Origin of the sequence: Streptomyces sp. NPDC001407 (genome assembly GCF_042895325.1) — a bacterium.
Taxonomy (GTDB): domain Bacteria; phylum Actinomycetota; class Actinomycetes; order Streptomycetales; family Streptomycetaceae; genus Streptomyces.
This window is the reverse complement of the sequence record NZ_JBIAWF010000017.1, coordinates 1-12,571: the sequence shown is the minus strand read 5'-3', so window position 1 is coordinate 12,571 and position 12,571 is coordinate 1. Positions and strand designations below refer to the sequence as shown.

General features: G+C 71.2%; 16 protein-coding genes. 11 read left to right on the top strand and 5 right to left on the bottom strand.

All coding sequences use genetic code 11. The features are described 5' to 3' along the window. Positions 1–222: 222 nt before the first annotated feature. Positions 223–924, bottom strand: coding sequence for a nitroreductase family protein (locus ACFY1P_RS22805; protein ID WP_361531934.1), 702 nt, complete (start codon positions 922–924; stop codon positions 223–225). 168 nt (positions 925–1,092) lie between these two features. On the opposite strand from ACFY1P_RS22805, the gene ACFY1P_RS22800 reads away from it, so the two are divergent. From ACFY1P_RS22800 to ACFY1P_RS22785, 4 genes are all read left to right on the top strand, one after another. Continuing rightward, positions 1,093–2,238, top strand: a complete 1,146-nt coding sequence (locus tag ACFY1P_RS22800) for a GAF domain-containing sensor histidine kinase (protein WP_361531931.1) — start codon at positions 1,093–1,095, stop codon at positions 2,236–2,238. Further along, entirely contained in the window at positions 2,231–2,881 is a 651-nt protein-coding gene (locus ACFY1P_RS22795) for a response regulator transcription factor (RefSeq protein ID WP_361531928.1), read from the top strand. Before ACFY1P_RS22800 ends, ACFY1P_RS22795 begins: the two co-directional genes overlap by 8 nt. A gap of 152 nt (positions 2,882–3,033) precedes the next feature. Beyond that, positions 3,034–3,270 (top strand): chaplin, encoded by a 237-nt coding sequence (locus ACFY1P_RS22790; protein WP_390751720.1) that lies wholly within the window; start codon positions 3,034–3,036, stop codon positions 3,268–3,270. Positions 3,271–3,447: 177 nt separating this feature from the next. Then, on the top strand, positions 3,448–3,702 hold the full coding sequence (locus tag ACFY1P_RS22785; RefSeq protein ID WP_361531922.1) for a chaplin: 255 nt from the start codon (positions 3,448–3,450) through the stop codon (positions 3,700–3,702). A 73-nt stretch (positions 3,703–3,775) separates the two neighbouring features. Here the strand turns inward: ACFY1P_RS22785 and ACFY1P_RS22780 are convergent, their stop codons facing one another. Then, positions 3,776–4,570, bottom strand: coding sequence for a hypothetical protein (locus ACFY1P_RS22780; protein ID WP_361531919.1), 795 nt, complete (start codon positions 4,568–4,570; stop codon positions 3,776–3,778). Between the two features lie 123 nt (positions 4,571–4,693). Here ACFY1P_RS22780 and ACFY1P_RS22775 point away from each other — a divergent pair, with 123 nt between their 5' ends. The 4 genes from ACFY1P_RS22775 to ACFY1P_RS22760 all read left to right on the top strand — a co-directional run bounded on the left by ACFY1P_RS22775 (position 4,694) and on the right by ACFY1P_RS22760 (position 7,979). Next, positions 4,694–5,485: an ABC transporter ATP-binding protein gene (locus tag ACFY1P_RS22775; protein ID WP_361531916.1), complete on the top strand. Its 792-nt coding sequence runs from the start codon at positions 4,694–4,696 to the stop codon at positions 5,483–5,485. A 69-nt stretch (positions 5,486–5,554) separates the two neighbouring features. Further along, positions 5,555–5,977 carry an NfeD family protein gene (locus ACFY1P_RS22770; RefSeq protein WP_361531913.1) on the top strand — a complete coding sequence of 141 codons (423 nt, stop codon included), beginning with the start codon at positions 5,555–5,557 and terminating at the stop codon, positions 5,975–5,977. A 147-nt stretch (positions 5,978–6,124) separates the two neighbouring features. Next, positions 6,125–7,081, top strand: coding sequence for an SPFH domain-containing protein (locus tag ACFY1P_RS22765; protein ID WP_361531910.1), 957 nt, complete (start codon positions 6,125–6,127; stop codon positions 7,079–7,081). Between the two features lie 124 nt (positions 7,082–7,205). Continuing rightward, a complete protein-coding gene (locus ACFY1P_RS22760; RefSeq protein WP_390751719.1) occupies positions 7,206–7,979 on the top strand; it encodes a sulfite exporter TauE/SafE family protein in 774 nt (257 codons plus the stop codon). A 46-nt stretch (positions 7,980–8,025) separates the two neighbouring features. Here ACFY1P_RS22760 and ACFY1P_RS22755 read toward each other — a convergent pair whose 3' ends face one another. Together ACFY1P_RS22755 and ACFY1P_RS22750 are read right to left on the bottom strand one after the other, a co-directional pair. Next, the gene (locus ACFY1P_RS22755; RefSeq protein WP_361531904.1) at positions 8,026–8,535 is read right to left on the bottom strand and encodes an HNH endonuclease; all 510 of its coding nucleotides are present in this window, start codon (positions 8,533–8,535) and stop codon (positions 8,026–8,028) included. A 375-nt stretch (positions 8,536–8,910) separates the two neighbouring features. Beyond that, complete coding sequence (locus tag ACFY1P_RS22750) at positions 8,911–9,450, bottom strand: YbhB/YbcL family Raf kinase inhibitor-like protein (protein ID WP_361531901.1); 540 nt, start codon at positions 9,448–9,450, stop codon at positions 8,911–8,913. An 81-nt stretch (positions 9,451–9,531) separates the two neighbouring features. Between ACFY1P_RS22750 and ACFY1P_RS22745 the strand changes: the two genes are divergently transcribed. Both ACFY1P_RS22745 and ACFY1P_RS22740 read left to right on the top strand, forming a co-directional pair. After that, the gene (locus tag ACFY1P_RS22745) at positions 9,532–10,014 is read left to right on the top strand and encodes a ribonuclease domain-containing protein (RefSeq protein WP_390751718.1); all 483 of its coding nucleotides are present in this window, start codon (positions 9,532–9,534) and stop codon (positions 10,012–10,014) included. After that, positions 10,011–10,442: a barstar family protein gene (locus ACFY1P_RS22740; RefSeq protein ID WP_390751717.1), complete on the top strand. Its 432-nt coding sequence runs from the start codon at positions 10,011–10,013 to the stop codon at positions 10,440–10,442. The genes ACFY1P_RS22745 and ACFY1P_RS22740 overlap by 4 nt, the downstream gene beginning before the upstream one ends. Before the next feature lie 45 nt (positions 10,443–10,487). Here ACFY1P_RS22740 and ACFY1P_RS22735 read toward each other — a convergent pair whose 3' ends face one another. Next, positions 10,488–11,270 carry a sporulation protein gene (locus ACFY1P_RS22735; protein ID WP_361531892.1) on the bottom strand — a complete coding sequence of 261 codons (783 nt, stop codon included), beginning with the start codon at positions 11,268–11,270 and terminating at the stop codon, positions 10,488–10,490. Between the two features lie 62 nt (positions 11,271–11,332). On the opposite strand from ACFY1P_RS22735, the gene ACFY1P_RS22730 reads away from it, so the two are divergent. Next, positions 11,333–11,983: a DNA-3-methyladenine glycosylase gene (locus ACFY1P_RS22730; protein ID WP_390751716.1), complete on the top strand. Its 651-nt coding sequence runs from the start codon at positions 11,333–11,335 to the stop codon at positions 11,981–11,983. Positions 11,984–12,571: the final 588 nt, after the last annotated feature.

Here is a 12,571-nt window from a genome sequence, read left to right as displayed (position 1 = left end):
CTGTGGCAAAGGTGTGACGTACTACCCGGCTTCGTTGCGGAGGGGCTCGCGCGGGGGTGCCGGAACAGGGCGGAACAGCCCCGGCTACCCGCTTACGGCGGCCTTACACGTCCACTAGCCGAGGTCGTAGGTGATCTGTGTCCTATGCCGGGGCTCACACCGGGGGCGGCTCCGCCTCACCCGGTGTGAGCATCCTGGTGCTTTGCGTATGTGATCGTTTGCTCAGATCTCCACCAGCACCTGGTCCAGGCTCTTGCGGACCAGGTCCGGCACTTCGCAGTCCGTGGCCGGATACCCGACCGGGATCACCGCAAACGCCTTCTCGTTCACCGGCCGCCTAAGCACCTCGGACAGGAACCGCATCGGGCTGGGCGTGTGCACCAGGGCCGCGAGACCCGACAGGTGCAGCGCCGACAGCAGCATCCCGACGGCGATGCCCACCGACTCGTCCACGTAGTAGTGCTTGCGCTTGTCGCCGCCCTCACCCAGCCAGTACCGCTGCTGGAAGACGACGATCAGGGCGGGCGCGTCCGTCAGATGCGGCTTGACCTCGTCCGTGCCCAGCGGCCGCAGCGCCGCCAGCCACTCCTCGCCCAGCCGCCCGTCGTAGGAGATCCGTTCCTCCTCCTCGGCGGCCGCGCGGATCCGCCGCCGCACCTCGGGGTCCTTCACCAGGACGAACGTCCACGGCTGCTGGTGCGCCCCGGAGGGCGCGGTGGCCGCGCACGCGATCGCGTCCCTGACCACCTGCTCCGGCACCGGGTCCGGGGAGAACTGCCGTACGGTCCTGCGCCCGTCCATCCGCTCGCGCAGCTCGGCGGCGCGGGCCAGGGACTCGGCGGCGGGCATCCGCTCGGGGCGGTAGGGCACCGGCCGGTAGGGATCGCCGTGGGTCGGTGTCCACTGTGTCGTTGGTATAGACATGTTCCGAGTCTGGTCCGCGGCGGCCGTCCGTGAGGGGCACATCGCGGAACTCGTCCGCCCGGGGGCCGGGGCGGGGCGGCTCAGGACCTCCGACCTAGGCCGCCGGTCCGGGGCCCGGGCCTCCGACGGCCCGATACGCCCTCCCACCCACCTCGGTACCGTGACCACATGACCACCGGCCCACGCTCCGGCCTCACCGCCGTGAGCACCGCGCTCCTCGCCATGAGCAGACACCTCCAGGTGCACGACGTCCTCAAGACGATCGTCGTCTCCGCACGCGAACTCCTGGACGCCGAATACGCCGCGCTCGGCGTACCGGACGACCACGGCGGCTTCGCGCAGTTCGTCGTCGACGGCGTCAGTGAGGAGCAGTGGAAGGCCATCGGCCCGCTGCCCCGGCAGCACGGCATCCTCGCCTCGATGCTCCACGACGCCACCCCGCAGCGCCTCGGCGACGTCCGCGAGGACCCCCGCTTCGAGGGCTGGCCCGAGGCCCACCCCGACATGAGCGACTTCATCGGCATGCCCGTCGCCGACGGCGAGGAGATCCTCGGCGCCCTCTTCCTCGCCAACAAGAGATGCCCCAAGCCGGCCGGCGGCTGTGCCTTCACCAGTGAGGACGAGGAGCTCCTCGGCGTCCTCGCCCAGCACGCCGCCATAGCCCTCACCAACGCCCGCCTCTACGAACGCAGCCGCGAGCTCACCATCGCCGGGGAGCGCGCCCGCCTCGCCCACGAGCTGCACGACGCCGTGGCCCAGAAGCTCTTCTCCCTGCGCCTGACCGCCCAGGCCGCCACCGCGCTCGTCGACCGCGACCCCGCACGGGCCAAGGACGAGCTCCACGAGGTGGCCCGGCTCGCCGCCGAGGCCGCCGACGAGCTGCGCTCCGCCGTGGTGGAGCTGCGCCCCGCCGGCCTCGACGAGGACGGCCTCGTCGCCACCCTGCGCACCCAGATCCAGGTCCTGGACCGGGCCCACACCGCCCGCGTCACCTTCGCCTCCCACGGCGTACGGGCCCTGCCTGCCGCCCAGGAGGAGGCGCTGCTGCGCGTCGCCCAGGAGGCCCTGCACAACGCCCTGCGGCACTCCGGCGCCGAGCACGTGGACGTCACCCTCACGCGCGTGGGCCAGGGCGCCGGGCTGTGCGTCACCGACGACGGCTGCGGCTTCGAGCCCGGCACCGTCCGCCGGGCGGGCCGCCACCTCGGACTCGTCTCCATGCGGGACCGGGCGGCCGGTGTCGGCGGCAGTCTGACCGTTACCTCGGCGCCCGGGAAGGGCACCGCGATCGAGATGGAGGTGCCAGGTGGCTGAGGAACCGCTCCGGATCCGGGTGCTGCTGGTCGACGACCACCAGGTGGTCCGCCGGGGCCTGCGGACGTTCCTGGAGGTCCAGGACGACATCGAGGTGGTCGGGGAGGCCGCCGACGGTGCCGAGGGCGTCGAGCGGGCCGAGGAGCTGCGCCCCGACGTCGTCCTCATGGACGTGAAGATGCCCGGCACCGACGGCATCGAGGCGCTCCGCAGGCTCCGGGAGCTCGACAACCCCGCCCGGGTGCTGATCGTCACCAGCTTCACCGAGCAGCGCACCGTGATCCCCGCCCTGCGGGCCGGTGCGGCGGGCTACGTCTACAAGGACGTGGACCCCGACGCCCTCGCCGGCGCGATCAGGTCCGTGCACGCCGGGCACGTCCTGCTCCAGCCCGAGGTGGCGGGCGCCCTGCTGTCCCAGGAGGAGGCGGGCAACGGCCAGGGGAGGGGCAACGCGCTCACCGAGCGCGAGCGGGAGGTGCTCGCCCTGATCGCCGACGGCCGGTCCAACCGGGAGATCGCCCGCGCCCTCGTCCTGTCGGAGAAGACTGTCAAGACCCACGTGTCGAACATCCTGATGAAGCTGGACCTCGCCGACCGCACCCAGGCGGCCCTGTGGGCGGTCCGACATGGCATCGGAGCCTGATCGGCGGTAACCGGAACGTCGTCTTCAGATCAGAGATTCATACGGTCGTGTGGTGGTCGACCTGGCCCCGCAACCTGACCGTCCGTGACCCGTTTTCCATGGCGTACCGCGGCGGCTGGCCGTGGCAACGCTCCAGGAAGGTCATCAGAAGAGTGAAGAACATGAAGAAGGCCGCTGCTGTCACCATCGCCGTCGGCGGTCTCGCGCTCGTGGGCGCGGGTGCGGCCTCCGCCCACCAGGCCGAGGGTGAGGCCAAGAACTCGCCCGGTGTCGTCTCGGGCAACGTCCTCCAGGTGCCGGTCGAGGTCGCCACGAACCTGTGCGGCAACACCATCAACGTGGTGGGTGTGATGAACCCGGCGGCCGGGAACCTCTGCGTCAACAAGTAGTGGACGCGCCGTCTGCCCGGCTCCGCGTAAGCGGGGCCCGGGCAGACGGGGGTGATCACTCGTCCGAATGAGGGCAAACGCCGCCGATGGCCGTGCCGTCGGCGGTGCGCTGGCGTTCATATCTACGCGACCCCGCGGCTGGGGTCGTCAAGGACATCAGCAGAAGGAAGACCCTCTATGAACAGTGCCAAGAAGGCCGCCCTCGTCCTGGCCGCGGCAGGCATGGCGCTCGGCGCCTCCGTCGGCGCCGCGGGCGCCCATGACTTCGACGGCTCCTTCGCCGACGGCGTCGCCAAGGGTTCGCCCGGCATCGTCTCCGGCAACGTCATCCAGATCCCGGTGCAGGTGCCGCTCAACGTCTGCGGCAACTCCATCGACATCCTGCTCGCGATCCTGAACCCGACGTTCGGCAACACCTGCGTCAACTCCTGATCCGAGGCGCGCCGACTCAGGGCTTGGACAAGGCCCCGCGATCCCCGCGGGGCCTTTCCGCTGTGCCCGGGGCCTAGGCCCGCTGTTCGACCATCGCGTTGTACGCCGCCACCTGGGCCCGGCGGGCGACCCGTTCCACCGGCCGCAGCGCCTGCGCCCGTGCCGTCATCTCGGAGGCGCTGACCGCGCCGCCGTGCTCGCGGCCCCCGCCGTCGCCCGGCTCGTACGCGATCGCGATCAGCGCACCCACCCGCTGCGCCAGCTCCAGCACCCGCACCGCACGCGGCGGATAACCCGGGGCGAGCACCTCGCGGCCCCGCTCGGCCCGCGCGCGGTACGCCTCCAGCGCCGCCTGGGCCACCGGGCCGGAGCCCGCCACGTCCAGCCGGGTGAGCAACTCGGTCGCGTCGCGCAGCGCCTCCGCCAGCTCCCGCTCGGCCTCGCCGAGCGAGGGCACGTCCGCGGGCGGCGCCTCACGCACGGGCAGGCAGTGCCACACCACCTCCACGTGCACATCGCCGGCCGGGCCCGCCTCGTGGACCTCCGGCACCAGGCCCAGGGCGGTGCCGCAGGCGAGCACGGCCTCCTCGGCCTCCAGGGCCCGCGCGTTGAACTCCGGCGGCCCGCTGAGCCCCAGCGGATGGCCGGGCACCGGCAGCGCGAGGCGCAGCCCCGTCGCCCCGAGCGCGCGGAGCCGGCCGAGGGCCAGGGTCAGACCGACCGGGCCGGGCTCCCCGGGCAGTCCTGTGACGCGGTGCACGGCGTCGTCACCCGTGATCCTGTGCGCGGCTTCGTCGGGAGAGGTGAATCCGGCAATGAGGGCATTTCCCCACGCAGTGAGCCGTCCTGAGCGGTGTTCGTCGAGCATGGCCCCAGCCTAAGGACCGGCACCGACAACGGGTGGCGTAAGTTCTTCCCTGGGGGCTGTCCCTGGGGGCTTCGCCTTACAGGCGCAAGCGACGACGACACTGCAATGGGAGACAACGCGCTCATGAGCGAAGTGCTGGAACTGGTGGACGTATCCGTGGTCCGCGAGGGCCGGGCTCTGGTGGACCAGGTCTCCTGGTCGGTCAAGGAAGGGGAGCGCTGGGTCATCCTCGGCCCCAACGGCGCCGGCAAGACCACCCTCCTCAATGTCGCCTCCAGCTATCTCTTCCCCACCACGGGCACCGTCAAGGTCCTGGGGGAGAAGCTCGGCGCGGTCGACGTCTTCGAGCTCCGCCCCCGCATCGGCGTGGCCGGCATCGCCCTCGCCGACAAGCTGCCGCGCAGCCAGACCGTCCTGCAGACGGTCCTCACCGCCGCGTACGGCATGACGGCCACCTGGCAGGAGGACTACGAGGAGGTCGACGAGCAGCGCGCCCGCGCCTTCCTCGACGTCCTCGGCATGACCGAGTTCCTGGACCGGAAGTTCGGCACCCTCTCCGAGGGCGAGCGCAAGCGCACCCTCATCGCCCGCGCGATGATGACCGACCCCGAGCTGCTGCTCCTCGACGAGCCCGCCGCGGGCCTCGACCTGGGTGGCCGCGAGGACCTCGTGCGCCGCCTCGGCCGCCTCGCCCGCGACCCCCTCGCGCCCTCGATGCTCATGGTCACCCACCACGTCGAGGAGATCCCCCCGGGCTTTACCCACGTCCTGATGATCCGTCAGGGCAAGGTGCTCGCCGCGGGCCCCGTCGAGCTCGAGCTCACCTCCCGCAACCTCTCCCACTGCTTCGGCCTCCCGCTGGTCGTCGAGCGCCAGGGACAGCGCTGGACGGCCCAGGGCCTGCCCCTCTCCTGACCCCCCGCCGCACCGCGCGCCCGTCCCCGCGCACTGTCCGGCGGCCGCCGCCACGCCTACCATGAACACGTGGACACATGGGTGTGGTGGCTGGTCGCCGCCGTCGGACTGGGCATTCCGCTCGTCGTCACCGCGATGCCCGAGTTCGGCATGCTCGCCGTCGGAGCCGTGGCCGCCGCCGTCACCGACCGCCTCGGGGGCGGCGCCGTCAGCCAGTTCATCGTCTTCGCCGTCGTCTCGGTCGCCCTCATCGCCGTCGTCCGCCCGATCGCCAACCGCCACCGCTCCCAGCGCCCCGCCCTGGAGACCGGTGTCGACGCCCTGAAGGGCCGGCAGGCGATCGTCCTGGAGCGGGTCGACGGCAACGGCGGCCGCATCAAGCTCGCCGGCGAGATCTGGTCCGCGCGCTCCTACGACGCCGAGCGCAGCTACGAGACGGGCCAGCAGGTGGACGTCGTCGAGATCGACGGCGCGACGGCCCTCGTGCTGTGACCGCCGCCGACCGCCCCCGCACCACGACGGGGCACGCCCGGAAACGAGCCGCGCACGGCTTGATATGCCCTCATCGCCTGCACGGCGGCGCCGCGTTCTGAAAGACTTCTCCGAAGAGATCAACACCGACAGGCACGGGGAGCCACGATGGAACCGATCATCATCGTCCTGATCATCTTGGTGGTGCTCGTCTTCATCGCCCTCATGAAGACGGTCCAGGTGATCCCACAGGCCAGCGCCGCCATCGTCGAGCGCTTCGGCCGCTACACCCGGACCCTCAACGCCGGCCTGAACATCGTCGTCCCCTTCATCGACTCCATCCGCAACCGCATCGACCTCCGCGAGCAGGTCGTGCCGTTCCCGCCGCAGCCGGTGATCACCCAGGACAACCTCGTCGTCAACATCGACACCGTCATCTACTACCAGGTGACCGACGCGCGCGCCGCGACGTACGAGGTCTCCAGCTTCATCCAGGCCATCGAGCAGCTCACCGTCACCACCCTGCGCAACATCATCGGTGGCATGGACCTGGAGCGGACCCTCACCTCCCGCGAGGAGATCAACGCGGCCCTGCGCGGCGTGCTCGACGAGGCCACCGGCAAGTGGGGCATCCGCGTCAACCGCGTGGAGCTCAAGGCCATCGAGCCGCCCACCTCCATCCAGGACTCGATGGAGAAGCAGATGCGCGCCGACCGTGACAAGCGCGCCGCCATCCTCACCGCCGAGGGCATCCGGCAGTCCCAGATCCTGACCGCCGAGGGCGAGAAGCAGTCCGCGATCCTCCGCGCCGAGGGCGAGGCCAAGGCCGCCGCCCTGCGCGCCGAGGGCGAGGCCCAGGCGATCCGTACGGTCTTCGAGTCCATCCACGCCGGCGACCCCGACGAGAAGCTGCTCTCCTACCAGTACCTCCAGATGCTCCCGAAGATCGCCGAGGGCGACGCCAACAAGCTCTGGATCGTGCCCAGCGAGATCGGCGACGCCCTCAAGGGCCTGAGCGGTGCCGTCGGGAACTTCGGTCCCATGGGCCCCTCGCGCTCCGGCGGCGGCCAGGGCCCCAAGACCACCAAGGAGACCCCGCGCCGGGAGCAGCCGCCCATCGACTGACGCCGTTCACCGCGCGAGTTCCGTGCGGCCCTCGACCGGCGCCGGACCCTTCCTGCATGATCAGTAAGGCCCCTCGACCCCCTCAGGGCGGGGAGGCGACACACTGACCATGAAGGAGATGGCCTTGTCCATCTGGGAAGCACTCGCGATCCTTGCCGCAGGCATCGGCGCGGGCACGATCAACACCATCGTCGGCTCCGGCACCCTCTTCACCTTCCCGGTGCTCCTCGCCGTCGGACTCCCCCCGATCACCGCGAACGTCTCCAACACCCTCGGCCTCGTCAGCGGCAACATCAGTGGCGCCATCGGCTACCGCCGCGAACTGCGCGGCCAGCGCCGCCGCGTCCTCCGCTTCGGCGTCACGGCCCTGACCGGCGGCCTCACCGGCGCGATCCTGCTCCTCGCGCTCCCCTCCAGCGCCTTCGACGCGATCGTGCCCGCCCTCATCGGCCTCGCACTGATCCTCGTCGTCCTCCAGCCCCGGCTCGCCAGGGCACTCGCCCGCCGCCGCGAACGCAACGGCACCACCGACGCCCCCACCGACGGCGGCATCGCCCTCCTCCTCGGCCTCCTGCTGGCCAGCGCCTACGGCGGCTACTTCGGCGCGGCCCAGGGCGTCCTCTACCTCTCCCTGATGGGCCTGCTGCTCCGCGACGACCTCCAGCGCGTCAACGCCCTCAAGAACGTCCTCGCCGTCGTCGTCAACGGCGTCGCCGCGCTCTTCTTCCTCTGCGTCGCCGACTTCGACTGGACTGCCGTGCTGCTCATCGCCGCCGGCTCCACCCTCGGCGGCCAGCTGGGCGCCAGGATCGGGCGCAGCCTGCCGCCCACCGCGCTGCGCGGCGTCATCGTCGTGGTCGGCGTCGTGGCCATCGTGCAGATGCTGCTGAAGCACTGACGAAAGCGGTGGGGGCCGGGGCACAGGCCCCGGCCCCCACCACCGCTCAGGCGGACACCGCCACCTGCCCCGCCAGCCACTCGGGCAGCCCCTCCCGCGCCCCCAGCGCGAGCACGAGCGCGTCCGCCGGAGTCGGCTCGAACGGCGGCGCCAGCAACCGCATCCCCGCTTGCTCCGGCGTACGGTCCGCCTTGCGGTGGTTGTCCTCAGCGCACGCCGCGACCGTGTTCAGCCAGCTGTCCTCGCCCCCGCGCGAGCGCGGCACCACGTGGTCCACCGTCGTCGCCCGCCGGCCGCAGTACGCGCACCGGTGCCTGTCCCGCACCAGCACCCCGCGCCGCGACCACGGAGCCCGTCTTCGGAACGGCACCCTTACGTACCGGCAGAGCCTGATCACCTGAGGCACCGGCACCTCGACCGCCGACGCCCGCACCCGCCGCCCGGGCCTCGCCTGCTCGACCACGGCCTTGCCCTGGAGCACGAGCACCACCGCACGCCGCAGCGACACCGTCGCCAACGGCTCGAAGCTCGCATTGAGCACCAACGTCTCCCGCATCGCACACCTCCCGGCCCGTCCCCGCCCCAGCGGCAAAGATGGCTCAACTGTGCCCCTGGACAGATCGGGGGACAACGTAATTTCGGTGCGGTGAAAGGGAGTTGAAGAGCGGAGGGAGAGCGGGGAAAGAGGGGGGAACGCTCCGGACCCTTCCCCCGTGTGTCACAGGGCCCGGAGCGTACGACAGCGGACGCGGCCGCCCGGCGCGATGCCGGACTCCGGCAGACGGCCGGCGCGCACGCGCGCCCCGCCGCCCCCGCCACTGCGGTGTCCACTGTCCGACGGCCATGCGGAGCCGTCAGCCATGCACCACTGTGCGATCCGGGGCGGCGGGGCGCAACGGATTTTCCGGTCGGCCCCCGCCATGTACGGGCCTCAGCCGGCGGCCGGCTCCTCGTACTCACCGATCAACTGCGCCCGGCCCAGGGTGTGGAAGCGCAGGTTGAAGCCCACGACCGCGGGCGAGGCGTCGGCGTCCGGGCCCAGCTTCTCCTTGTCCACCGCGTAGACCGTGAACACATAGCGGTGCGGACCGTCGCCGGGCGGCGGAGCGGCGCCGCCGAAGTCCCGCGTGCCGTAGTCGTTGCGCACATGGACGGCGCCCTCGGGCAGGCCCTTCAGCTCACCGCTCGCCACCCCGGCGGGCAGCTCCGTCACCGACAGCGGGATGTCGAACAGCACCCAGTGCCAGAAGCCGCTGCCGGTCGGCGCGTCGGGGTCGAAGCACGTCACGGCGAAGCTCTTCGTGCCCTCCGGGAACCCCTCCCAGCGCAGCTGCGGCGAGAGGTTTCCGCCGGAGAGGACCTGGGCGTCGCCCAGCGTCCCACCAGGCGTCAGATCATCGCTCACCACCGTGAACGAGGCCACCGGCGGGTGGAATTCATGGGGGAGCGGCGGTCGCTTCTGCTCGGGCACTTCGGTGCCTCCTTGTACGCGCGGACGATGAGCCGCCAGCCTAACCAGCCACCGCCCGCGCGGGCTGCGACCATACGGAGTGTGCTCCGACAGCTTCTTCACCACCACCGCCGACGACCGGCCGGGCGCGCCCTGCGCGCGCTGACCGCCCTCCTCGCCGCCCTGCCCCTGCTCCTGCTGCCCGCCTGCTCGTCCGGCGGCCACAAGAGCGGGAAGACGACCTCCACCGCGAGCCCGGCGCGCAGCACGCCGGGCTCCGCCGGGTCTCCCGCCTGGGCGAAGGGCATGCGGACGATCACCCCGGACCGGCTGCCCGCCGAGGCCCGCAAGACCCTCGAACTCATCGACAAGGGCGGCCCCTTCCCGTACGACAAGGACGGCACCGTCTTCGGCAACTACGAGAACCGGCTCCCGAAGCAGGCCCGCGGTTACTACCACGAGTACACCGTCCCCACCCCCGGCTCCCGCACCCGCGGCGCGCGCCGCATCATCACCGGGAACCACGCCGAGCGCTTCTACACCGGCGACCACTACGAGACCTTCGAAGCGGTGGTAAAACCATGACCGGCCCGCTGCCCGCACCCGGCCTCACCGGCCTCTTCATCGGCACCGTCCCCCCGGGCCTCTACCGGCTGCCCCCCACCGAGACCGCTTCCCACGTCATCGCGCTCGCCGCCGAGGCCGACTGGCGGACGGCCACCGTGCCGCTGGGCGGAGTGACGGGCAAGGCCGGATTCCTCGACCGCTGCGCGACCGCCCTCGACTTCCCCCAGTGGTTCGGCCGCAACTGGGACGCCCTCGCCGACTGCCTGACGGACCTCTCCTGGTGGCGTGACGAGAGCAAGGCCCGCGGCTACCTCCTCTTCGCGGAGGGCTGGGACGCCTTCCGCGAGGCAGCACCCAAGGACGCCCGCACGGCGGAGGCGGTCCTCGGCGACGCCGTCGACTACTGGGCCGACCGCGAATCCCCCCTGGCTGTCCTGCTCGGCTGACCTCGCGCCCGCCGTACGGAGCCCGTACGGCGGGCAGTGGCCCGGTCAGAACCAGTTGCGCCGGCCGCCGACCTCCGCGAGCCACTGGTGGAGGTAGGCCGCCCAGTCCGTCTGCCCGTACGACGACAGGTCGACGGTGAACGAGCGGTACGTGTCACTGCCCGAGCTGAACAGCCCCGGCTTCTTGTCCATCTCCAGCACCACGTCCATCGCGCGGTCGTCCGCGACGAACGACAGCTCGACCTCCTCCAGGCCGCGGTACTGCGAGGGCACCCGGAACTCGATCTCCTGATAGAACGGCAGCCGCTGCCGCGTCCCGGAGATATGGCCCTGCTCCAGATCCGCGCTCTTGAACGCGAAGCCCAGCCGGCCGAACGCGTCGAGGATCGCCTGCTGAGCGGGGAGCGGATGCACGTGCACCGGGTCCAGGTCACTGGAGTCCACGGCCCGCGCGATCGCCAGATGAGTGGTGACACCGACCCGCATCCCCGTCAGGTGCCGCCCCAGGAAGTTCGTCACCGGCGTCTCCCAGGGCACCTCCAGCCCGAACGGCACCACGTGCACCGCCCCGGCCTGCACCTCGAAGGCGCCGCCCAGCTGCACGCGGGTGAATTCGACGTCCTTCTTGTACTCCTCCTCCCCGCCCTCGACCTCCACCCGGGCCTGGAGTCCCACCGACAGCCCCTGGATCCGCTGCGCGACCGAGCCGCCCTCGATCCGCACCTCGCCCTGGACGACCCCGCCGGGGAGGACGTTCTCCTCGAACAGCACCGTCTCGACCGAAGCGCCCCCGGCCCCCAGACTCGCCAGCAGCTTCTTGAACCCCATGCCCCTCTTCTTCCTCCCCGGACCCGCCCGTGCCACGGGCCCTTCCAGTACGCTCGATCAGCATGATCGCCGCGCCTGACCGTATGCCAATCGCCCGGCACTTCTTCGACCGTCCCGTGCTGGAGGTCGCCCCCGACCTGCTCGGCCGCACCCTCGTCCGGACCAGCCCGGCCGGACCGATCGAGCTCCGCATCACGGAGGTCGAGGCATACGCGGGCCAGGCGGACCCCGGATCGCACGCCTACCGCGGCCGTACCGAGCGGAATGCCGCGATGTTCGGACCCCCGGGTCATGCGTACGTCTATTTCATCTACGGCATGTGGTTCAGCCTCAACCTCGTCTGCGGCCCGGAGGGCACGGCGAGCGGTGTCCTGCTGCGGGCCGGCGAGGTGATCAAAGGTGCGGAGCTCGCCCGCGAGCGGCGCCCGAAGGCAGGGAAGGACCGCGAGCTCGCCCAGGGCCCGGCGCGCCTGGCCACGGCGCTCGACGTCGACCGCGGCCTCAACGGCGTCGACCTCTGCGCGGGCCCCGACGCACCGCTGTCCCTCCTCACGGGCCATCCGATCCACCCCGGCCGACTGCGCAGCGGCCCCCGCACGGGCGTGGGCGGCGAGGGCGCGACACACCCATGGCGCTTCTGGGCGGACGGCGACCCGACGGTCAGTCCCTACCGCGCACATGTGCCGCGCCACCGGGGCAAGAGGGGCGCGTAGGAACGGTGCTTGACTCCGGGCCGCGGAAGACCTAACGTAGCCCGAGCCGCTTGAGACGGACGGCGCCTTGTGCGCGGACCGGTGGGCGGCACAACCACTACTGACGAGGACCACCCCGGATCGGGGTCATATTTCGCTGTGCCGAAATATGGCATCGATCGGCTCGATTAGGAGCCGCACGGGAAAGCCGCTAAAGTAGTGAACACCCCGCCGACGGGGATCGGAAACAAAATTCCAGCCGGGAACGGCACGAAAAAGGATCTGATAGAGTCGGAACACGAAATACCGAAGGGAAGCGCCCGGAGGAAAGCCCGAGAGGGTGAGTACAAAGGAAGCGTCCGTTCCTTGAGAACTCAACAGCGTGCCAAAAGTCAACGCCAGACTATAAAATACCCCGTCCCTGGCCTTCTGGTCGGGACGCGGTTCCTTTGAAAGTCCTGCCGGTCCTTCGGGGCGGGTAGGCAACAACACAGCGAGGACGCTGTGCACGGCTGGGCTTATTCCGCCTGGCTGTGCCGCTCAACGCGAGTGTCACCGGATATCCGGTAAGCATTCACGGAGAGTTTGATCCTGGCTCAGGACGAACGC

Excerpts from the sequence above, each read along its gene's own strand:
- ACFY1P_RS22785 (WP_361531922.1), top strand. The coding sequence starts at position 3,448 with ATGAACAGTGCCAAGAAGGCCGCCCTCGTCCTGGCCGCGGCAGGCATG.
- ACFY1P_RS22800 (WP_361531931.1), top strand. The coding sequence starts at position 1,093 with ATGACCACCGGCCCACGCTCCGGCCTCACCGCCGTGAGCACCGCGCTC.
- ACFY1P_RS22775 (WP_361531916.1), top strand. The coding sequence starts at position 4,694 with ATGAGCGAAGTGCTGGAACTGGTGGACGTATCCGTGGTCCGCGAGGGC.
- ACFY1P_RS22735 (WP_361531892.1), bottom strand. The coding sequence starts at position 11,270 with ATGGGGTTCAAGAAGCTGCTGGCGAGTCTGGGGGCCGGGGGCGCTTCG.
- ACFY1P_RS22805 (WP_361531934.1), bottom strand. The coding sequence starts at position 924 with ATGTCTATACCAACGACACAGTGGACACCGACCCACGGCGATCCCTAC.
- ACFY1P_RS22765 (WP_361531910.1), top strand. The coding sequence starts at position 6,125 with ATGGAACCGATCATCATCGTCCTGATCATCTTGGTGGTGCTCGTCTTC.
- ACFY1P_RS22780 (WP_361531919.1), bottom strand. The coding sequence starts at position 4,570 with ATGCTCGACGAACACCGCTCAGGACGGCTCACTGCGTGGGGAAATGCC.
- ACFY1P_RS22755 (WP_361531904.1), bottom strand. The coding sequence starts at position 8,535 with ATGCGGGAGACGTTGGTGCTCAATGCGAGCTTCGAGCCGTTGGCGACG.
- ACFY1P_RS22740 (WP_390751717.1), top strand. The coding sequence starts at position 10,011 with ATGACCGGCCCGCTGCCCGCACCCGGCCTCACCGGCCTCTTCATCGGC.
- ACFY1P_RS22730 (WP_390751716.1), top strand. The coding sequence starts at position 11,333 with ATGATCGCCGCGCCTGACCGTATGCCAATCGCCCGGCACTTCTTCGAC.